Origin of the sequence: Fuerstiella marisgermanici, assembly GCF_001983935.1 — a bacterium.
Classification (GTDB): domain Bacteria; phylum Planctomycetota; class Planctomycetia; order Planctomycetales; family Planctomycetaceae; genus Fuerstiella; species Fuerstiella marisgermanici.
This window is the reverse complement of record NZ_CP017641.1, coordinates 1,456,708-1,478,333: the sequence shown is the minus strand read 5'-3', so window position 1 is coordinate 1,478,333 and position 21,626 is coordinate 1,456,708. Positions and strand designations below refer to the sequence as shown.

Genomic DNA, 21,626 nt, shown 5'->3' with positions numbered 1-21,626 from the left:
ATTATGCACCTTTGTTCTATTTGAGTTAAAACTCAAGGGATTGCTGTTTGGGATCTGGTACCGCGGGGTTGCGGTTTCGAGTTTTTGCCTTCCGGACAACGGCCTTTGCCGCTGGCGTCTCCAGTTCGCTGCGATTGATGATCCACGGTCCGTCCGGAAGCGGGTGTTGACCTTTGATATCGGCTCGTTCAATCGCCAGTCTGAGTGTCCGCGTGCTGATGCCAAGATGTTTTGCGCTGTCGGTTAGGTTCATCCAGCCTTGATCAGATTGAGCCTGTGCAGTCCAGCGGGCAATCTTGTGGTAGTTCCGCATCGATGTGACCCGCTCTCGAGTCCACCGGTTTCCTCGTCCCGTTGGTAACCCGTTGCGGTTGAGCAGTCCGGCGATGAGATCGTCGGAACAGATTCGTGCGAGTGACCGGACAGCATCGACGGCCTCTGCTGACGTGGCTGTCGTGGCTGTCGATTTTCCGCGACGACGGCGGGGAAGTCGCAGTTCGGTATGCACACCACCAACCCAGTGGATTGTAAGAATGACTTCGCTCACGTCGTTGTCGACATCCGCAACGATATCGCGGATCAGAGTCCGAACGATGCGTTTCTTGATTCGAATGTCAGCATCAGGATTGTTCCAGACTGCGTCAAGGTCAGCCACGACTGCCATCAGACCCTGCAAATCAGGATCGTCGATTGAAGATCTGTCATTTCGCTGCTGATCGATCCGTGCTTCGACGTCGCTGACGTGTTGCATCGACGCATTCCATCTTCGTTCCAGTTCCTCGGTGACAAGTCGATTTTCCGGGTCAGCTGCATCGAATTGACGTTGTGCACGCGATGCTTCATAACGAGCAGACTTAAGTTCCCCTTCCAGTGCCTGAAGGATTTCGTTGTCACGTTCGGTTGTTTTCTGGTGAGCGAGCATGGCGGCCTCTTGAGCGGCAGGAGCAACAACACGGAATATCTGTTCTGCAACGGCGATGTCAACGGACGTGGCACCGAATGCGATGCACTTGGCTTCGCCATTGTCCAGATACCCTCGGTGGCAGCAGTAACGTGGCACTTTCGCTCCGACTCCGCTGTACGCGACGGCCAGTCGCCGTCCACATTGCTGACAGCCCAGCATTCCCGACAACAGTGCCGAACCTTTTCGAGCAGCGCCTCGCCCGGAACGCAGATTGTTTGACGAAATCAAATCCTGCAATCGTTCGAACTCCTCCCACGATACATAGCCTTCGTGATGTTCGGGAATCAATGCGATCCATTCTTCGCGACTGCGCCGCCGTGTTTTTGAATCAACGAATCCACCTTCATACGATGGCTGATGTTCGGTTCGGCCATACGCATACGCCCCACCGTACACCGGATGAGTCAGGATCTGGTACACCATCCCGTATGTCGGACGCTTCCACTTCAGGACTCCGGCTTTGTCTCGTGTCGGCATCTGCAGATCTTCTTCCAGAAGCCACATCAAAGCTTGCCGTGCACTCCCCAGTTCGAAGCACTTGCGAAACACCAGATTGATCATCTGTTGCACGCGAGTATTCGGGTCTTTCTCAATGCGCTGATCTTTGCCTCGAGTCGTTCCCGTTTTCAGATATCCGACCGGTGCCGAAATGATCAGTTCTCCTCGGCGCGCCTTTTCACGCCGAGCTTCTACGGATCGCTGACGAAGGAGGTCCAGCTCGTATTCGTTCAAACTTCCTTTCAGTCCCAGCAACAGTCGGTCATTGCTCCGGCGAGGAGCGTAGACCGTTTCCTGATCGATCAATAACGTGTCCACGACTCGACACACTTCAACCAGTTGCTGCCATTCACGACTGTTGCGAGCAAACCGCGACACCTCTCGTGCAGCAACGGCCCCGATCTTCCCGAGGCACACATCGGCGACCATGCGTTCAAATCCCGATCGAACAACGCTGCCGGACGCGCTGCGCCCCAGATCTTCATCGATGACTTCAATGTCTTTCCATCCCAGTGAACGCATCCGTTGCTGCATGGCATACTGCAGCCTGCGGCTTTCTTCGTTGTGAAGCACCTGAAACGGCGACGACTGACGAATGTAAAGAACGGCTTTCCGCTGAAGATGGATGGCTTCAATCTTTTCACTCATCTTCGGACTCCTTTCCGCTGTTGAGATTTTCAGCATGATGACGAACGAGTTCCGCCAGATATCGGGTCGCTTCTTCCCGAGTCTCGCTGGGCAGATCACTCCATCGCGGCCGGGGCGGACTCACTTCAAACAGATCAAGCTGTGTTGTCGGTTTCGTTCTGGGTTGTGGCATCAGCATCTCCCTGAGAAGATTGGAAATGCTGAACATCTATCAGAAACTCATCGCCCGCTGTGGCGTCCCGCAGCAGTGCTGAAAGATTCAATAGTGCTGATATTGAAACGCAGGGTTCGTCGCGTAGCTGCATGACGCAGCATACAGACTGATTCAACATCCACTGCGGAACTTCACGAAACTTTCCGTCCGTCACGTCGGCAGGACGACACAAATAGACAGCTCCGCGATCACGACGTACGATCGCTCGATCAATCGTGACGGGCTGATCAAACCAAGGGTGCCATCGATACCGAACTACTGCCTCGGTAACATGGGTATCGGTTCGTGAGGTTGTACGTTCACGAACGCAGACACTCCAGCCTCGATTACAGGTCGCCAGCTCAGTTCGAACAGATCATCAATCTCCCAAAATAAGAGAATGACCTGTCCCTGAAACCTGTACCACCTCACACTTCCCCGCAGCGGCGGGGGGAGATCCGCCCATTTCGTGGCGGGTCCTATTGCTAAGCCAGATTCACGATAAGGCACAACTGGAAGACCGGTATGACCAGAGTGCCACTTGGGATTCTGACGTCAACTCGCCCATTCAGAACGAAAAATACGGGACCTTCATTTGCCCAAGTCGGCCGAGCTCCTTAGATCAGCACGACCGAGTCCTGACGTCTTACCTCGCACCAACCGGGGCGGGCACAGCCTTCAACGGGCCGGACGGAATTCCGATCTCGGCGATCAAAGACGGCAGTTCAAACACACTGATGGTGCTGGAAGCCTGCGGCAGCAACGTCATCTGGACGGAGCCTCGCGATCAGCCTGTGAGCACCGCAACGATGGACATCAACGGCCCCGGTCCGCAGCCGGGGAGATCGGAGAGCCTCGCGTCGTCGTATCATAGCGACGGAGCACAAGTCGCGCTGGCTGACGGTTCTGTGCGTTTCGTCAGCGAATCGACCAACGCCCGCGTCCTGCGAGCGTTATTGTCGATTGATGGCGGCGAAGAGCTATCGGACTGGTGATCGCGACACTTTAGCAAACCGCCATGGCGGAGTGCGAATCGTAGCCGATGGTTTGGCGGTACTTACATTCGGCGACCAGCATTTGCTTCACCATTTCGGCAGACACAGTGCACAAATTCACGTTCGCCTGGACCAGTGAATCGTAGACGGCCTGGCCGGCGGAAGTTTCCAGAAGTTGTTGTTCAAGTTCGTTAGAGCTGAATGACATGATTGGATTCCTTTCATTCGTTTCAGCAAATGGACAAGTTCAATGTGGGTGGGGTTCGCGAATCGCTCTTTGTCACAACCGACATTCGGCAAAAACGGCCGCTGCCTGGTGGTTCGATACACGACCGGATGCTGCGGAGTCTTCGCATCAGCAACCAGATTGCGTCGAACAAACGATTCGTGTTCGAAGGTAGGATGCCAAACAGCGGCTCCCGTAAATCACCGGTTGGCTGTTTGACGATTGAGACAACAGGCAGATCGCGTGCCATTCACCGAGTCAGAACGACGGTTGCGACAATTCGCCGGGAAACGGCTGAAAAACGTGGAATTCCTTTTGGTTTGGTTGGGCTAATTCTGCAGGCAGGACGAAAGGCCGTGTCCGACTGCTCTCGACGGTCGTTCAAACCCGTCTTCAGGCTGACGACAACCGACGCGAAAATGCCACAGATTCACTGACGCGCTGAGGCATCTCTCATCAGCTGTACGGCGAAAGATTGAAAAACTTACCGCGAATCTTCACACTTCGTGCCCGCGAATTTCAATTCACGGATGATGTGGCGGAGGCTTCGAGCCTGACTGAACAGCTTCCCTGTTGTGGTGGACGGTTCGGACTCGTGGAAAACTGCCTTCATCGTCCGAAACTCTTGTTCCGCGGCCACAAGCCAGCGAGATTTGCTGCAAGGCAGTCGAGCGGCAAACCCACGCCACGACATGTGACATAAACAGCGACAACTCCAGCCGACTTCAGAAGCCTCATTTCCTTATGCGAAACAACTTCATTTCCGCCACACGCTGGCTTTGTGCTGTCGTGTCCGTGAGCGTTTCACTAAACGCAACGCTTAGCAATCACGCTCAAGCGGCCGATCCGGATCACGTAATTGTGCCCGGCTACGAACGCTTTCAAGCCGACATGAATCGCTTCGACGCTGGCAGGCTGTTGATTTCGGAACTGAATTGCCAATCGTGTCACGGAGTTTTTCAGAAGGAAGTGCTGCCGCAGCGGCGAGCTCCAATTCTGACGAACGTCGGCGACCGCATTCGATTCGAACATCTGAAAGCCTTCATCGCGAAGCCTCAAGGTGTCAAACCGGGCACGGCAATGCCGCATTTGCTGACAGGGGACGACGCGGCCAGCAACGCCGAAGCGCTTGCTCAGTTTTTAACGCACGGCAAGTCTCCTTTGGAGGCCCCGGTTTCGTCGAGCGCAGTTTCGCGTGGTGAGACGTTGTTTCATTCGGTCGGCTGTGCCGCATGCCACGGAGATCTGCGAAAGCCGGCAGACGAACGGCCCGCCTTCGCGATGCCTTTGGGGCCGCTGGATCAAAAGTACACGGTTGGGAGTCTTGTTGAGTTTCTGAAAGATCCGCACGCCGTTCGGCCGTCGGGCCGCATGCCGTCGCTGAACCTGGATGACAAAGAAGCTCGCGACGTCGCCAGTTTTCTATTGAAAGACATCGACGTTGAACCGCGCATGATGGTCGACTACTTTGAAGGCGGCTGGCAGAAGCTTCCTGACTTCGATCAGCTCACCGCAAAGTCGACAACGCCCGCCACAGATTTTGACGTCACCGTAGCACCAAAGAACGACGGCTTCGCGCTGCGGTTTCGCGGCTTCGTCCACATTCCGACGGACGGTGAATATCAGTTCTGGCTGGGCAGTGACGATGGAAGCCGATTGCTGATCGACGGTATGGAAATCGTTAACGTCGACGGCGTGCATCCGCATTCCGTCAAGGACGCGAACGCGAATCTGACGGCAGGACCTCATGCATTTGTGGTCGAATACTTCGAAAACGGCGGCGAAGAATCGCTGAGTGCCGAGATCGCCGGTCCGGAACTCAACCGACAGCCACTGGCGGCCCTGGTCAGCAACGATAAACAACCACCGTCGCAAAATTCCAGTATCGCTGTGAACCCCGAACTGGTGAAATCCGGGCAGCGGCTGTTTACGTCGCTGGGCTGTGCAAGTTGCCACGAATTCGGCAAGCCAGGCAGCGAAGAGCAACTTCCATCGCAGGTGCCGTCATTCGCAAAGTTAGATCCGACAAAGGGCTGTTTGTCGACGCAGCCGAAGAAAGGCATTCCACAGTTCGCGTTGTCTAATCAGCAGCGAGCCGACATCGCGGCCACACTGGCCTCTGCCCAAACGCCGTCTGATGCAACGGCGACAGCGACAGCAAATCACCAGATCGGGACGGCTCTGCTGACTCTAAACTGCTATGGCTGCCACCAACGAAACGACATCGGCGGCGTGCCTCGCGAACTGGACCACGTATTCACCGGCAGCATTCCTGAAATGGGCGACGAAGGCCGCGTGCCGCCTCATCTGGACGGAATCGGCGACAAACTCAAAACAACATGGCTGACGGAAGTTCTGAACAAAGGCGCGAAGGATCGTCCGTACATGGCGACTCGCATGCCCAAGTTCGGCGCAAAGAACGTGGGTCAGCTGATTGAGCTGTTTGGCAACCATGACCGGAAAACGGAAGTGGCAGAAGTGGAGTTCGATAAGCCGCTGCATCGAGTCGCTGCGGACGCTCGCCTGATGGTTGGAGACCAGGCATTGTCGTGCATCAAGTGCCATTACTTTGGCACGCACAAAGCGACCGGGATTCAGTCGCTGGACATGACAACGATGACAAAGCGGCTGCGTCGAGACTGGTTTCACCGCTACCTGCTGAACCCGTCCGCTTATCGCCCGGGCACTCGAATGCCATCCGCATGGCCTAACGGCAAGTCCGTCGTGCCTCACATTCTGCACGGCAATTCGGCTCAACAAATCGAAGCAATCTGGTGGTACTTACTGGACGGCACAAAGGCTAGAGTTCCGTCCGGACTGCTGGTCAAAGCAATTGAACTGAAGCCGGAAGACCGTCCGATTGTCTATCGCAACTTTATTGAAGGCCTGTCGCCTCGCGGAATTGCGGTCGGTTATCCGGAACGCGCTCACATAGCGTGGGACGCGGAGCAAATGAACCTGCGACTAATCTGGCACGGTGCGTTTATTGACGCATCGAAGCATTGGGTCGGTCGAGGTCCCGGTTTTCAAACCCCACTCGGCGACCACGTGATGCAACTCGCCGCTGGTCAGCCGTTGGCCGTGCTGGACGACAACAAGCAGCCATGGCCAAAGGAACTCGCTCGCGCAAATGGCTTTTCTTTCAACGGTTACCGTTTAAACAAAGCAGGACAGCCCACGTTCGACTACGAATGGAACGGCGTAGAGGTCGCCGACTTTATCGAACCGATCGCCGCAGAACCGGATGCCTCGTTGCGGCGCACACTAACGTTGACAGCACCACAACCCGTCGCACATCTGTACGCTCGCATCGCGGCTGCAACTTCGATTCAGGAAACTCAGGATGCCTGGCTGATCGACGACGCCATTCGTCTGACATTTGACGGCGTCGAACCGATCGTTCGACAGGCTGACGGCCGCGCTGAACTGTTGGTTCCGATTACAACAAACGCCAGCAACACCGCGACAGTACGCTACAACATAAGTTGGTAACGTCGGACCGCTCATGCTCTGCTTTCTCTCACCTCCCCCAAGCGAAGCTTAGGGGAGGTCGGACGAGCGAAGCAAAGTCCGGGAGGGGGCGCCGCACAAGGGTAAGCCAACAACCTCTGCCGACTTACCTTACAAAGAATCGCTGCTCCGTGTGCCCCCGGCACGCCTATCAGGCTTGATCGCACCGTTTCCGCCATCACACGCGACCAAGCATGCGGTCGAGCGAATCGGAGGTCTGGTAGATCAACGCTTCAGGAAAGTGCTGCCACGGATGAAAGTATTCAAACGTCAGGAACCCGTTGTAGCCGGTTTTGTCGAACGCTTCCAAAACGGCCGGCCAGTTCGTGGTGCCGTCCAGCAGCGGACGAAATGCTTCCAGCGAATGATCGGTTCCCTTTTTCGAATATTCTTTCAAGTGAACGTTCTTGATGCGTTTGCCGAGCATCGAAATCCAGTGTTCCGGGAACTGGTATTCCATAATGTTGCCGGTGTCGAAATGAACCTGCACGTGTTCGCTGTCGAAGCTGTCCACGAAGTTGATCATCTCAAACGGCGAAAGCAAGTAGCCATTGAAGAAGATGTTCTCCATATTTAAGTGGACGTTCAGTTGCTCGGCCTTCGGCAGCAGCTTTGCAATGGCCGCGCGAGCTCGTTTGTCGCACACGTCGTTCGGCGTGGGATCGTGATCTTCGCGCCATGGCATGTGGACGGCTCCTGGCACCACAAGCAAGTTTTCTGTGCCAAGGTCGTGCGCGGCCTGAGTCATCAGCCCCGCGAGTTCCATGCCGCGGGCTCGCTCGGCAGGATCGTTACTGGTGAGTGGGTATGGCCAGAACAAAAACGAGCACAGTCCGCTGATTTCGATGCCGATGTCTTCGGCCATTTTTCGAATCGCGGTGAATTCCTTCGTGCCGGACTTCGGCGACAGATCGCTGTCCAGGTCGTAATTCAATTCGATGCCATCGAAGCCCGCGTCTTTGGCCAGTTGCAGACACTGTTTCAGCGACATTTTGTCTGGATACGGAAACGCCCACAGGTTGATCGACTTCTTCATGTCGTACTTCGGTGCCTGAGTTGGCGACGGTTCTGCAGCCGCAGAAAGCGATGAGCCAGCAGCCGCTATCGCGCCGGAACCAAACGCGGCGTACGCCAGCATTTGGCGGCGGTCAACGGATGTGGACGAGGCGTGGCGGTCGTTCATGGCAGCGGCTTCCAGAGTTAAAGTTACAGAAAGGCTTCATGGTAGCCTCTGCGATCTGACTTTCACACCAGACCGATTCTGATAGATTTGCGTCAGCGGCCACGAATCATCAATAAGGAACGAACAAGTGAACGCAATCGATATCCTGGGCGGAATGCTGGGGCGAAAATCCGGCGGCAGCAGCGGCGGTGGCCTGGGCGGGGCAATTTTGAAGAGCATCCTAAAAGGAAAACGCGGCGGCGCGGCGCAACCTTCGGGCCGCGAATCCATTCCGCAGCGTCCGGCTGGCAGCCCCACGATTAAGCCGTCTCGCGGTCACCAGGAATTCGACAGCCTGGAAGATCTGTTGCGGCACGCTCATAACAAACATTCCACAAACCGGCGGCAGAATGCGCCGTCGCGAGAACCGTTTCCGGAAGCGGAACCGGAAATTCAACGACGACAAACAGACTTTACTGCTGAGTACGAAGGCAACCCTGATCCGTTTAATCAAAACGCCGAAGTATTGATCGTCGCCATGGCCAACGCCGCGAAGGCAGATGGGCAAATCGATCAGGCCGAACAGGACGCGATCATCAAAGAGCTGGGCGATTTGTCTCAGGACGAAGTTCAGTTCCTGCGCCGCGAATTCGCAAAGCCACTGGACGTGCGCGAATTTGTGTGGTCGGTACCACTGGGAATGGAACAGCAGGTGTACGCGATTTCGCTGATGACCATTGAACTGGACAACAATGCGGAAGCTCGCTACCTGAAAGAGTTGGCTCACGGCTTTCGCATGACGCCGGACGAATGCAATCAGATCCATCGCCGGTTTGGAGCGCCGCTGCTGAATGGTTAGTGAGACACGTAGACTTAAGGAATTTTGTGGGCGAGCCGGGTGCGTAAGTGCCTGGTTTGTTTGGAGTTCCGTGTGACGAACCGGAGGACTCACGTCCTCGGCTCGCCTTGAGTCCGCGCCCGTCGCGGTAGCGCCCTCAAAACGCTCGTTCAGCCACACCGGTACTGTCGACCGAATACGGCAACCAAACCAGGACGACCTGTTCGACGTTGACATCCGACTTGCGCGGCTTCACTTCGTCCTGCGACAACTCCATCAAGTCCGGGTCGAACTTGTCCTGGATCATATGCACTTCGTCTTCGATCTCCGCGTTGAGATCTCGGTGCCGCTCCAGCAGCACGCTCAACGCTTCCTCAGCGTGTCGCACATCTTCGGCCTCTTTCCGAATGGAACTGGCCGACCGAATGGCGGTGCCTGCCCGCGACACGTTGGTCACGCTGCGCACCTTGCGGCCGAAAATCGCGCCCGCGATGCTGGTGAGCACCGACAATCCGGCGGACACCGTCTTCTGAGACTTCTGCGATTTTTCCCGCTCGATCTTCTGCTCCGCCCGCCGAATCTGGTCCTCCAGCGTGCGAATTTTTGAAGCGTATTTTGAACGCAGTTTTTCAACCTGCAGGTCACGTTCTTCGCGCGCCGCGTGCCGCAAACGAATTCGGAAATCGGATTCTGATTCCGTGTCGTGCGACGTCGCGTCTAAAGCCGGACACGTCCAGATGGGAAGCCGACGATTGCGGTACAGAAAATCCTTCAGCGAGGATTCCCACTTCGAATAGGACTTCTTCTGAGTCAGATCTGCAGCAAGGTTGCGGAAACCAGCATCGGCTTCTGGTTCGTTTTCCAGTTGAGGGAAATCGTCTTCGTCCCATTCGTCGGCTTCGTGCCACAGATCCGGCGGCACGTCGTCGCCGGTGACTTGCAGCAGAGTGACCTCGTCCCAGCGATCGACGTCCTGCTTGGTCGAAACAAAGTGAACGCGTGCCTTGCCGAGTAGTGCGGGGCGATAAAACAGTCCATCGTCTGCGCGTCGAACAGGAAAGAAGTATTCTTCGATTTCCGGCGGCAACACGGGGCGAGCCGCTTCGTTGGAGTCTTCCTTTTCCGCCTTCAAACCGAATGTGGCCCCGGAACCAGATTGCGGCGACGCCTGTTTGAGCGGTTCCATCAGCGTTTCGATCTGCGAACGCGATATCGGCCCCCGCAGGTACGAAAGCGCCCAGCGAGTTTTGAAGACGACCGGCTGATCTTCGTGGACGTTATTCATCAGAAAGACGCGACTGCCCAGGCCCGCCAGAGTCTGTTCCATCTTCTGCTTGTCGAAGGTCGAACCGGCCGACGCGGCGGCTCCTTCAAGACCTTCCAGAACTCGCATTTTGTCACGTTCGGTTTGAAGCCGACCGAGAAACCATGTGCCGGTGTTGGACAGGCCCTTGTAGTCGAGGTCGACCGGGTTCTGAGTCGCCAGTACGCAGCCAAGCCCGTAGGCTCGCGCCTGCTTCAGCAACGTCAACATGGGCTGCTTTGATGGCGGATTGGCGACCGGAGGAAAGTAGCCGAATACTTCGTCCATATAAAGAAGTGCTCGCAGGCTGGACGTGCCCGGCTGAGCTCGCATCCACGCCAACACTTCGTTTAACAGGATTGTCACGAAAAACATACGCTCTTCGTCTGACAAGTGAGCGATCGAAACAATCGCCAGCCGCGGCTTTCCTTCCGGCGTGTAGAACAGTTTATTGACGTCTAAAGCGTCGCCTTCCAGCCAGGCCGCAAAACTGGGTGAAGCCAGCAGGTTGTTCAACGACATCGCCAGCTTGAAGCGGTCGTCGGCCGGAAAGAAGGATTCCAGGTCCAGAAATCCGACCTTATCAAACGGCGGTGCCTGAATGGACCGGATCAGAGTCCCCATGTCCACGTCCCGGCCTTCGCGCCACGACTTTTCCAGGATGGTAGACAACAGGATGTGTTCACGGCTGCTGATCGGATCGGCGTCGATCTGCATCAATGCCAGTAGTCCGGACACAGCCGCCATAATGCGTTCGCGCAGAGCTTCGCCGTCGTTTTGGATTTCCGGGCTGGGAGCCACAAACGACCGCAACACCGTCAACGGACGTCCGGCTGTGCTCGCCGGTGTGTAGATTGCGACTTCCGCAGAATCGCGGAACTTCTGAATGCGTTCCGGGCCCTGGCCCCATTCGGCGATCCCCTTTCGCCACATGTCGGCCGTCTTTTTGGCGTATTCCTCGACGGTCATGCCCGATCGAGTCGCCTCCGCCGGATCGACCCACGGCTTGAATTCTTCGGCTGTGAGCCCCGGAAAGGCCAGCATTAAGTTGCCAAGGTCGCCTTTGGGGTCGATGCAGATCGCGGGAATACCGTCAATCGCCGCTTCTTCCAGCAGCGAGAGGCAAAGTCCGGTCTTGCCGCTGCCTGTCATACCTACGCAAACGGCGTGAGTTGTCAAATCTTTGGCGTCGTAATGGACTTCCTCAGCTGATGTGACTCCCGAAGCCAGATCGTGAACTCGGCCCAGGTAGAACTGCCCCAACTTTTCAACTACCGACATAAAGCGTTATCCTTAATTCGTTTACAGCATCCACAATGATGATGTGGCGACCGGCACGGCGTCGCGAGAGTCGCCGGAAATCCTGCATATAATGCTGGCCTTGGGATTTCCGGGGAGTTCCACGGCACACAACCTGTCCTAAAGTGCCCGCTGGTGCCGGAGCTTTGCGGATTTCGCTGGATTTCACAACCGGACAGGACTGTTTTCCGTCACTGATCGGGAACGTGGCGAGGAATCCTTGACAGTCTGCGGCGGAATTGCCACTATTCCGCCTCATTCGACCACAAGTCGCTGATGGTTCAGGGTTTGCGTCCCTGGGCATCAGCCAGCTAGCACGTACGACTCGGACCTCACGAAAATGGCAGTCCCAAAAAGACGACAATCCAAGACCAGATCTCGCAAGCGCCGCAGCCATAACGCTGTGAAGCCGATGCAACTGGCCAAGTGCTCACAATGCGGAACGTCGCTGCCGACTCACGTAGTGTGCCCCACATGCGGCTATTATCAGGGCCGCACCATGACTATTGACGAGGACTAATCGTGTTTCGAATCGCCCTCGACGCGATGGGGGGCGACCACGCCCCGGACCCCAATGTTCAGGGGGCCATTGAAGCGATTGCTCAGTCGGAAGAACTGCACGTCACCCTGGTCGGCGATCAGGAACTGCTGGAATCAAAGCTGGCAGAAGCTGGTGGTGGCGACGGCCGAATTACCGTCGCAGCCGCTGACGGCGTGGTTGGCATGCACGAAAAACCCACGGTGGCTCTGCGAGCTAAGCCGAATTGCTCCATTGCGCGCTGTTGGCAAATGATGGCCGCTCGCGAAGCTGATGCCGTTGTCAGTGCGGGCAACACCGGAGCCGTCGTCGCGGCGGGCTTGAGGACTCGACTGTTCTTAAAGGGCGTCAAACGTCCCGGAATTGCTGTCACACTGCCCAACCTAAAGGGCAAAAGCGTTCTGATTGACGTCGGGGCGAACCCGGCCGCTCAGCCACGGCATCTGTTTCAGTATGCCGTGATGGGCAGCATCTACGCTCGCGAAATTCTCGGCATCGAATCGCCTCGCATCGGCCTGATGAATATTGGCAGTGAAGAAGGCAAGGGTAACGAACTCTACCGCGACACTCACACGCACCTTTCCAATTCGCCGCTGAAAGATTCGTATGTCGGCAACGTCGAAGGTCGCGGCCTGTATCAAGGCGACGCAGACGTTCTGATTTGCGAAGGTTTCGTCGGTAACGTCGTGCTGAAGGTGAGCGAAGGCATGGCGGAATTCATGATGAAGACCGTCGGCGGCGCAATCATGGGAGCACTGGACGTAGAGCGCGACAAAGCTGGTCAGGTTCTGCATGAACTGACTCAAAAGTACCGCTACCAGGAGTCCGGCGGAGCACCATTGCTGGGCATCGACGGGAGTTGCATCATCTGCCACGGCTCCAGCGATTCGCATTCTGTGCGTAATGCTTTGAAGATGGCGTTTGAGCTAAAAGCTCATCACATCAATTCGCAAATTGTTGACCACCTAGCAACAGCCGCGATTGCTGCTGAGTAAACATCCACAACAGCGGCAATCCTGAATTGGATGCCTGGCCATGTGGCTCGCCGTCAAACAATGGCTGTTCGTGTCCACATGCCTTGTCGCAATATCGATTGCGGTCCTGTGGATTGTCAGTTGCTTTACAACGTTTCATCTGACGACGACTTCCGAATCTGCCGTCACGGGTGTCGCGATAAAGCACGGATTCATCGACATCGAGTATTCAACTTTTGATCTCGATTACGCCGCACACCGTTTTGGAGCGTTTTTGATCCGCCAGGATGACGGCAGGTTGCGCCTTCATCGTCGATTTGATCCACACTTTGACTACCGTAAAGTTCGTATTGTCAAATCTGTTGACCATGCGGTGAATCATTACAAATCAAAATGGCATGACCAATTTATAGAGCCAGTAGAATTTGTGCAGAATCGATGGGGCGCGTGTTTCCTCGGCACGGGTCCTTCCGGTATTGTGCTGCTGCTGGAGATTCCATTTTCCATTCTGTTGTTCGCTGCGGCCTATTGGCCCGCGATTCGTCTGCTGCGGTCATTGCGCGGGCGCGAAGTTACGTAACTGCCAGGACTAATTCGACGGCCATTGTGGCGGTCAAAAGGAGCATCATTCGTGTCAAAAATCGCCCTTCTGTTCCCCGGTCAGGGAGCTCAACATGTTGGTATGGGCAAACAGCTGGTCGAGCAATATCCGGAGGCTCGGAAACGCTTCGACGAGGCGGGTGAGATTCTTGGCTACGATCTGGCAAAGCTGTGCTTTGAGGGGCCAGCCGACCAACTGGATTCCACAATCCATAGTCAACCGGCTCTGTTTGTCGCCAGCCTTGCGGCTCTTGAAAAGTTGCGAACCGATCGCCCCGACGTGGTGCTCGGCTGCGAAATGGCGGCGGGATTAAGTCTCGGCGAATACACAGCGTTGGTGTTTGCCGGAGCGATGTCCTTCGAAGATGGACTTAAGGTTGTGCAGCGGCGAGGGCAGGCCATGCAGGCGGCGGCCGATGCTACTCCGTCCGGTATGGTCAGCATTCTTCTGATGGATCGCGACAAGGTGCAGGAAGTCTGCGATGCCGCGTCAGGTCACGGATCCATCCAGATTGCAAATTACCTGTGTCCCGGCAACATCGTGATCAGCGGAACCGTGGACGCCTGCGAACGAGCGGCGGAGATCGCGGACGCAGAAGGCGGGCGAGCGATTCCGCTGGCCGTTGCCGGCGCGTTTCATACGCCGATTATGAAGCCTGCGGACGATCAACTGGCGGAAGTCCTGAGGGACACAGTGATCAAGTCACCCCAAATTCCCGTCGTGTCGAACGTAGATGCAGAAGTGCATACCGATCCGGAAGAGATTCGCAATCTGCTGATTCAACAGGTCTTGCAACCGGTTCGTTGGGAGGATTCGATCCGCAAGATGCTGGATGACGGCTGCACAGAATTCTACGAAGTTGGCCCTGGCAAAGTATTGAAAGGGCTGATGAAACGAATCGCCCGCAAGACGCCGATCACAACGGTAAACGATTCCGAAGTGAGCTAGAAATCCGGCGAGCCTACCGAACTCGAACGCGGCTCATGTGCTTCACCAGCCGCTCTTCAATTTCGGCAAGTGATGCTCCTGTCGCGGCTTCGAATTCCCTTAGCCGCGTCGTTGCGTCAACTGCTTCAAGCGGTTTGCGATTCTGCAACGCAGAAAGATACTTATCGAACGCCTTGCGATCGCTGCGCACAAGATAGTACGCCAGCGCCCAGCTTTCCGCGTACGCGTCCGCCAATTGATCGGGCGACTGGAATGCCGCATCGGACGAGATCAGTTGCGAGAGCGGAAGCCGCAAACCACCGCTTGCAGATGCCGCTTTAAAGCCGGGCAGATGAATGCGATTGACACCGCCTGGCTGAATCCACAATTCAGTGCCGCGCCCTGCCGCGTGTTCGAAGTAAACGGCCAGTCCCTCAGACAACCATAACGGGTTGTCCGCGTAACGCATCTGCAGTCCCGTATTGAACGCCAGTTGGTGGATCGCTTCGTGAACGATGGTTTCGATTTGCCGAGTATTCTTACGCAGTTCACGCAGCAGCTGAGAATTTGTTCGGAACTCACGATCTCCCGATACCGCCGCGATCAGCATCTGGTTGTCTCGTACGGAATAATAGCCAGGCACGTCAGAAAAGTCGGTCGTTGGATGCTGTTGCTTTGCGAACGCCTGAAACGTTTCTGAGTTGCGAAAAATAATGACCGGCAAGTCGGCAGGTGTGTCCAGTACTCGAACCTCGCTGCCTTCGAAGAATTCCTGGTACTCAGTCGCCACTCGCTGCAGCAGCCGACTGCAGAAATCGGTGTACAAATCAGATGCATCGGAACAGATCAGAAAGTTGTCCGTACGATGAATGCGGAATCCGGCCCCGGTCTCCTTCAACAGGTGGGCCGCCATTTCGTCGGCTGTCAGACGCTGGAAAGGCTGCTGTAACTCCGTCAGCGTATCGGTCGGTTTTATCGTGTGCGAATGCAATCGGCCGGAAGGTTCTTCCAGCAACAGTTGTCCGGCGTCATTCCGAGCGACAATCCGCCCCACCACGGACGTCGGAGACGGCGCTTCGCCGGTTTCCAAACGCATCAGGATCGGTTTCTCATCAGCACTGGCGACAGACACACACGCCAGCAGCACCGCCAACCACGTTCGTAGCAAACGGTTGCGTTGTGATCGCGGCGGAACAATGACTGTCAGACAGATGGAATGCACGTTAAACCGAATTCATCCTCTAAGCTTGTGTCGCGACTTGTGATTCGATGCCATGTCGAAGGTCCGCCGACGCGAGCAGTTGACAAGACGATCGAACGGCAAGTATACCACCTGCAGACGTCGTCCGCATGCAAACGGCGTTGCCTGGCTGGCCTGTTTGAATTTCCAAGGCGCAACGTATTTTGCTCAACACCGCGACGTCAATTTGCCTTTCGGCGCCCGCCAAGCTGAACGTATTTCTGGAAGTTCTCGGCAAACGGGACGACGGTTTTCATGAACTCGAAAGCGTCATGCTGCGCACGGATCTGTGTGACGTGTTGCACTTTGAAGCAACGAGCGACGATCAGCTAACTCTAAGAGTCGCGAACTCAGATCCAACGCATGTCGCTGCAGATTTCCCGCTTGATGAATCCAACCTGATCCTCCGAGCGGCCCGCGCACTGCAGCAGGCGACGGCGTCCACGCTTGGGGCTGCTATCACGATCGACAAACGGATTCCCGCCGAAGCAGGGCTCGCGGGTGGTTCCAGCAACGCGGCGACAACGCTGCTCGGCCTGAATCAGTTATGGAATCTGAAGCTGCCCAAATCGGAGTTGCATCGGCTTGCAGCGACACTCGGCAGCGACGTGAACTTCTTCGTAGAAGACTGTCGAGCCGCCGTGTGCCGAGGTCGCGGCGAACAAATTGAACCGATCCCAATGGCGGGTTCGTTAAGCTTTGTTGTGGCTCGCCCGCCTGTGGGCAATTCAACGCCGGACGTGTTTCGAAGACTGGGACCAGCCTACGAGCACCGAAGTTTTCAGCCAGTGTCAGACGTTCTCGCGAGCGGCCGACTGCAGAACCTGGCCGACGTCGCGTACAACCGACTCACGGAACCTGCGAGGAGCCTCAATCCCGGCATGGCCAAGCTCATGCAGCAAATGAACGAACGGTGCAGCCGTCCGGTGTTTATGTCCGGTAGCGGATCGACCTGTTTTTTGATCGCTCATACGCCGCGTGAAGCTCGCCGAATGCTCACGCCGCTTGTCGGATTGAACACTGCCTTTCTTGCCGTCGTTCGCATTTGAAGGCGACACGGATAAGTAAGATGGCGAAGGCACTCAAGCGGTGACAGCAGTGCCCGCGAAACTGAGGCTGCGGCAACAAACAGGCCGATGGGAACAGATGGCGAGTCACCTCAACGTTTCACACCGGCAGAATCTGCCGCAGTGTTCTTTCGAAGGGTGCCCGCCGTCGACTCAGTTCGTTCCCGTCAGAAGGTTGGCAGCAAAATGGAAAACCGATTTGCCGGAGCTGCAGATCTGGGTGACCGTCGTCGCCGCCGACTGTCCCAGGACGATGTACCTGAATACTCAAGCAGCGACGAGCGTCCCGTTGAACGCCCGATCAAGTGGAACGATCTGTCGACCGTCGCGACCCGCGTTGATGTTCGGCTGCTGCGGCGAGCAATCTCGCCTCGCATATGGAAACACCTCGTCGTTCTAGTTCTCGGGTTACTTGGTATAGCAGGCCTGTTCTACGCGCGACAGGCGGTGGCGACGCCCGCTGAGACCTTCACCACGGATTTTGACGCGGCCGTTCCCTTCGAAGACACGATCAACGTTATTACCGGAACGTTACTGTTGCTGGCGGCTCAACTGGCGTTACTGATCGGCTGGGTTCGAGCGGGCAGTGACATCGACTACAAAGGCCGCTACCGCTGGTGGAAGTGGTTGGCGGCGGGACAGGCTGTATTGGCGATTCTACTGCTGTCGAATACAGCGAACATCGTCCCCGAACTGATCACGGCGCTGTTGCAGCCCTTCACGGGAGAAATTTCAGCGGCCAGATACGCTGTGGTGATCGTGCCAGCGATGACGTTTTGGGGCATTGTGCTAAGCAAAGTTGTGCCCGACATGAGTCGTAGTTTTTGGTCGCAGAGTTTGTTGCTGATCGCTGTGTTGACAGTCGTCGTGAGGTTCATGCTCATTCATGGCGCGGCCACGGCCACCATAAACCCGATGACGCTTAACGCGATGGTGTTAAGCGCGGCCTTTGCTGCATTTGCATCGATGCTGCTGCACTGTCGTTACGTGGCGTATATTTGCAACGATCCGCCGGTCCAGCGACACCAGCCGAAATCGGAAACTGTGGTCGTCGACGAATGGCCAGCTCAGGCAACCGGCGAAGTCGATTTTCCTGCGGAAGCCATCGCCGCAGAAGCCGTCGTCGCAGAAGTGGACTCGGTCCCAGACAAAGCCACAACTCGTACGAAAGCCAATTCGTCCGGGGAAGAAGAGTCGCAAGCAGCGACGACAGCTCGCAAGACAGCGACTCGCGACGCGGGCAGCAAACGCAAGTCAAAGCGACGCCGCAAAGCCGCCTAATAGCCAACCCGCCTTGCCCACTACTTGCGTTATTGCATTTGCCTGGGTGGTATGTATCGTGAAGACATGTCGGATGGCACAAATTGTCCGGCATGAAGACGCGAACTTCATCATGGGGCAGACAGATGGCAAAGCGACGTCGCACGCGTTCGAGCAGCGCGAAACCTAGTTCGGTACCTCCAGACACCGCATTGCCTCCGTTTCCGGCAGACATGACGGCCGATTCCGTCGAACGGGCGCTGCTGCTGGGAACGGATCGCGAACAGCTTAGGCAACTGTTTTCAGAAGACTACCTACGACAGCTGCAGCATCTGGCTCAGCAAGCCAACCGCGTATCCACTCGAGGCGGACTGCGCGTCCTGATTCTGCCCGGCATCATGGGCTCCACGCTCGAAGCCGACGGCAACACGATCTGGATCGATCCGTTCGACATCGCTCGCGGACGCCTCACACAGTTGGCTTTGACCGGCAGCAACGACACCGTCAGGTCCAACGGAGTGTTTCTGCCGTCGTACCTGGAACTGAAGCTGCGTCTGCAAATCGCAGGTTTTCAGCCGGAGTACTTTCATTTTGATTGGCGGCAGCCGGTTCAGATCGCTGGCAAGCGGCTGGCCGATCGGATTCGCGCGTTCAGCACCGATCGACAGCGAGTGGCCATAGTGGCTCACAGCATGGGCGGCCTTGTTGCGCGAGCCGCCCTGAAGCTGCTGAGTTCTAACACTGACGCTGTGGAACAAACTGTGCTGCTGGGGACTCCGAACTTCGGTTCGTTTGCTCCGGCTCAGGTTATGACCGGCCAGTATTCGACGGCCGAATGGGTGGCGAGGCTGGACTTCCGTCACAATCTGGAAGACGTGGTAAAGGACGTCTTCTCCACGTTTACCGGTCTGTGCCAGATGCTACCGGCGGGCAGTCACGCCAATGGCGTGGATTACTTCGACCTCGCCTCGTTCCCATCCCAAGGCCCGCGTCCCCGCGCGGCGGTACTGAGGGCGGCAGTCGATCTTCAATCGTCGCTGATCGCAGGTGCCATCGGGGAAGGCGACGACGCGCGACCGTTGACAATGATTGCCGGAGTCGGTGTGGAAACCGTTGTGGGACTACTTCGCGAACGCGACAAATTTGGACTCATCAAAAGCAGCGCCGGCGATGGCACCGTGCCACTGGCGATGGCCGAACTGCCGGGGGCGATTCATCGGTACTGCCAGGTATCGCACGGCAAGTTGCCAACTAACGGTGAAGTGATTCGAGCGGTGATCGACGTTTTGAAGACAGGGCGGACAGAACGCCTTGACGACCGCCCGGACGAATTGCTGCGACATCGCCTGCCGCCCACATCAGATCTGCATCGCGATGCCCTCGCGCTGCGTATGGCTGCCTCGGCGACGAGTGTCCCTGTCACCACGACAGAAATTCGGCACATGCTGGAACCCTTTGCAGCGCCGGGCGAAGCCGATGCGACAACTCCTTCCGTCGGAAGCACGTCGACGTTGGCGTTGTCAAAAGAGCCGGTTGTTGTCGGTCGAAAGCGCACCCAACGACTTGACCTGCGTCTGGCTCAGGGCGACATCACTCAAGCGGAAGGGCAGGCCGTGATGCTGGGCATTTTCAGCGACGTGCGGCCAGGTGGCGCAGCCGTCGCCATCGACCAGCAGATCGACGGCGTGCTGGCAGAAGTGATCGAGCGCCGAATGTACTCAGCGAATCTTGGGGAAGTCTTTGTGCTGCCCACGCCACGTCGAGCCATTCGTGCCGATTTGCTGGTGCTGATCGGGCTGGGCTCGTTTAATGAATTTACGGAAGAGACGTTTCGATTCGCGGTTGAAAACGCAATGCGTACTCTGCTGCGGTGTCAGGTGGACAACATTGTGACGGTTCCAATCGGCGGCGGAACGGGACTCGCAAAACCAGCCATCGTACGAGCACTAGTTCAGGGGTTACTCGCAGCATTGAAGGATGCAGGAAGTCGCCCAAGCCTTCGTGAACTGACGATCTGCGAACGAGATGCCGCTACTTATGAGCAACTTTCGCACGACGTTTTGCAACTGGCAGCGTCGCCTCAACTTGACGATCTGGAGGTGACATTCGACCGCGAAATTCTGCCTGAGCCGCCGGCCGTGAGGACTCGAAGCGGTCACACGCTGGAATTCGAGGGCAACCGAAGCTACTTGATTGTGCGCAAAGTCGCAGGGCCGGATGCAGCGTCGTCGAACACAACCATCGACGTGTCTGTTCTGACGTCCGGCAGGTCGGCTACGGTCTTAAGCGCAGAACAAGACATTCATAACAAACAGTTCGAACAGCTATTGGACGCTATTCGAAAGGCCACCAGCAGTGGTGGGCGAACCGGTTTCAACGCATTGACGAAAGTCGGTGAACAGGCGGCTGAGTTACTTCTGCCGAAACTGATTCGAGATGCCCTCGAAGAATTGCGCCCCATGCCATTGACGTTGGTGAACGATGCGTGGAGTTCGCGCGTTCCCTGGGAAGTCGTGCGGCTTGGCGATTGGTCATTCGGCGAAGACGGTAACCTGAGTCGCCGGTATTCAACGGATAATATCTCGGTGGCAAAGTGGTTGCGTGAACGACGACAGGCAGAACAATTGCGTTTTCTGCTGGTGGTCGACCCGACTGAAGATCTTGAAGGAGCAGAACGCGAGGGCCGCCGAATTGAAGGTCTGATTGCGAAACACAAGGGGATGTCGCTCACTCGCCTTTGGAAATCCGAAGCCACGCGCGAGCGGATTTCCGCTGAGCTGGAATCCGGCGAGCACGACGTGCTGCACTACGCCGGCCACGCTTTCTTTGATCCGGACAACCGATCGGCCAGCGGCATCGTCTGCGCGGGCCACTCCGTTTTGTCTGGTCGAGACCTCGCACGTTTGGATTCGCTGCCGGCTCTTTGCGTGTTCAATGCGTGTGAATCCGGGCGCGTGCGTTCGCAACGGTTACCGTTGAAGAATCCGTCGCGAGCTGAAGTGAAAATGCAGGACCTGATTGATCGTAACGTTTCGTTTGCGGAAGCCTGGCTTCGTGGTGGCATCGGAAATTTTGTGGGAACGTACTGGCCTGTCGGGGATCACGCCGCCGCTGTCTTCGCCGAAACATTCTACGGCGTCTTGTTGGCGCAGGATCCACAAGTGCCGCCGACAATCGGATCAGCACTCGCGAAAGCGCGTGAGCAGCTCTATTCCGAAAGTGAGCTCGATTGGGCCAACTACATTCACTACGGCGAACCCGCGTTTCGCCTGAAGCTGAGCGACCGCACATAGATCGTTGGCCGACTATCGTCGCGCAGGCTCGGTGGGTACGATCTCGTGTGTGGACCACTTCATCGCTTCTCTGTTGCAGCCGCCAGGCGA

General features: G+C 56.6%; 15 protein-coding genes and 1 pseudogene. 10 read left to right on the top strand and 6 right to left on the bottom strand.

Features of this window, described 5'->3' with window-relative positions; genetic code table 11:
• Window positions 1-25: 25 nt before the first annotated feature.
• Both Fuma_RS05565 and Fuma_RS05560 read right to left on the bottom strand, forming a co-directional pair.
• Complete coding sequence (locus Fuma_RS05565) at window positions 26-2,110, bottom strand: recombinase family protein (protein ID WP_077023267.1); 2,085 nt, start codon at window positions 2,108-2,110, stop codon at window positions 26-28.
• Entirely contained in the window at window positions 2,103-2,282 is a 180-nt protein-coding gene (locus Fuma_RS05560; protein ID WP_145943985.1) for a hypothetical protein, read from the bottom strand. Before Fuma_RS05560 ends, Fuma_RS05565 begins: the two co-directional genes overlap by 8 nt.
• A gap of 461 nt (window positions 2,283-2,743) precedes the next feature.
• On the opposite strand from Fuma_RS05560, the pseudogene Fuma_RS05555 reads away from it, so the two are divergent.
• Window positions 2,744-3,298: pseudogene (locus tag Fuma_RS05555) on the top strand (DUF1559 family PulG-like putative transporter); the annotation flags it as partial.
• Window positions 3,299-3,308: 10 nt separating this feature from the next.
• On the opposite strand, the gene Fuma_RS05550 reads toward Fuma_RS05555, so the two are convergent.
• A complete protein-coding gene (locus tag Fuma_RS05550) occupies window positions 3,309-3,506 on the bottom strand; it encodes a hypothetical protein (protein ID WP_077023265.1) in 198 nt (65 codons plus the stop codon).
• 762 nt (window positions 3,507-4,268) lie between these two features.
• On the opposite strand from Fuma_RS05550, the gene Fuma_RS05535 reads away from it, so the two are divergent.
• A complete protein-coding gene (locus Fuma_RS05535) occupies window positions 4,269-7,016 on the top strand; it encodes a c-type cytochrome (RefSeq protein WP_077023262.1) in 2,748 nt (915 codons plus the stop codon).
• 196 nt (window positions 7,017-7,212) lie between these two features.
• Here Fuma_RS05535 and Fuma_RS05530 read toward each other — a convergent pair whose 3' ends face one another.
• Window positions 7,213-8,217, bottom strand: coding sequence for a sugar phosphate isomerase/epimerase family protein (locus tag Fuma_RS05530; protein WP_169929125.1), 1,005 nt, complete (start codon window positions 8,215-8,217; stop codon window positions 7,213-7,215).
• Window positions 8,218-8,344: 127 nt separating this feature from the next.
• Between Fuma_RS05530 and Fuma_RS05525 the strand changes: the two genes are divergently transcribed.
• Window positions 8,345-9,055, top strand: coding sequence for a tellurite resistance TerB family protein (locus Fuma_RS05525; protein ID WP_077023261.1), 711 nt, complete (start codon window positions 8,345-8,347; stop codon window positions 9,053-9,055).
• Between the two features lie 136 nt (window positions 9,056-9,191).
• Here the strand turns inward: Fuma_RS05525 and Fuma_RS05520 are convergent, their stop codons facing one another.
• Entirely contained in the window at window positions 9,192-11,618 is a 2,427-nt protein-coding gene (locus tag Fuma_RS05520) for an ATP-binding protein (RefSeq protein WP_077023260.1), read from the bottom strand.
• Window positions 11,619-11,976: 358 nt separating this feature from the next.
• On the opposite strand from Fuma_RS05520, the gene rpmF reads away from it, so the two are divergent.
• From rpmF to fabD, 4 genes are read left to right on the top strand one after another with little or no spacing between them, the layout of a single operon-like run.
• The gene (rpmF, locus tag Fuma_RS05515) at window positions 11,977-12,156 is read left to right on the top strand and encodes a 50S ribosomal protein L32 (protein ID WP_077023259.1); all 180 of its coding nucleotides are present in this window, start codon (window positions 11,977-11,979) and stop codon (window positions 12,154-12,156) included.
• Window positions 12,157-12,158: 2 nt separating this feature from the next.
• Entirely contained in the window at window positions 12,159-13,169 is a 1,011-nt protein-coding gene (gene plsX, locus Fuma_RS05510; protein ID WP_077023258.1) for a phosphate acyltransferase PlsX, read from the top strand.
• 40 nt (window positions 13,170-13,209) lie between these two features.
• Entirely contained in the window at window positions 13,210-13,728 is a 519-nt protein-coding gene (locus tag Fuma_RS05505; protein WP_077023257.1) for a hypothetical protein, read from the top strand.
• A 51-nt stretch (window positions 13,729-13,779) separates the two neighbouring features.
• A complete protein-coding gene (fabD, locus tag Fuma_RS05500; RefSeq protein ID WP_077023256.1) occupies window positions 13,780-14,697 on the top strand; it encodes an ACP S-malonyltransferase in 918 nt (305 codons plus the stop codon).
• A 13-nt stretch (window positions 14,698-14,710) separates the two neighbouring features.
• Here fabD and Fuma_RS05495 read toward each other — a convergent pair whose 3' ends face one another.
• Window positions 14,711-15,898 (bottom strand): DUF1570 domain-containing protein, encoded by a 1,188-nt coding sequence (locus Fuma_RS05495; RefSeq protein ID WP_077023255.1) that lies wholly within the window; start codon window positions 15,896-15,898, stop codon window positions 14,711-14,713.
• A gap of 182 nt (window positions 15,899-16,080) precedes the next feature.
• On the opposite strand from Fuma_RS05495, the gene ispE reads away from it, so the two are divergent.
• From ispE to Fuma_RS05480, 3 genes are all read left to right on the top strand, one after another.
• On the top strand, window positions 16,081-16,965 hold the full coding sequence (ispE, locus tag Fuma_RS05490) for a 4-(cytidine 5'-diphospho)-2-C-methyl-D-erythritol kinase (protein WP_158520859.1): 885 nt from the start codon (window positions 16,081-16,083) through the stop codon (window positions 16,963-16,965).
• A gap of 204 nt (window positions 16,966-17,169) precedes the next feature.
• Window positions 17,170-18,264, top strand: a complete 1,095-nt coding sequence (locus Fuma_RS05485; RefSeq protein WP_145944001.1) for a hypothetical protein — start codon at window positions 17,170-17,172, stop codon at window positions 18,262-18,264.
• 191 nt (window positions 18,265-18,455) lie between these two features.
• Window positions 18,456-21,536, top strand: coding sequence for a CHAT domain-containing protein (locus tag Fuma_RS05480; protein ID WP_077023253.1), 3,081 nt, complete (start codon window positions 18,456-18,458; stop codon window positions 21,534-21,536).
• The last annotated feature ends 90 nt before the right edge of the window (window positions 21,537-21,626 follow it).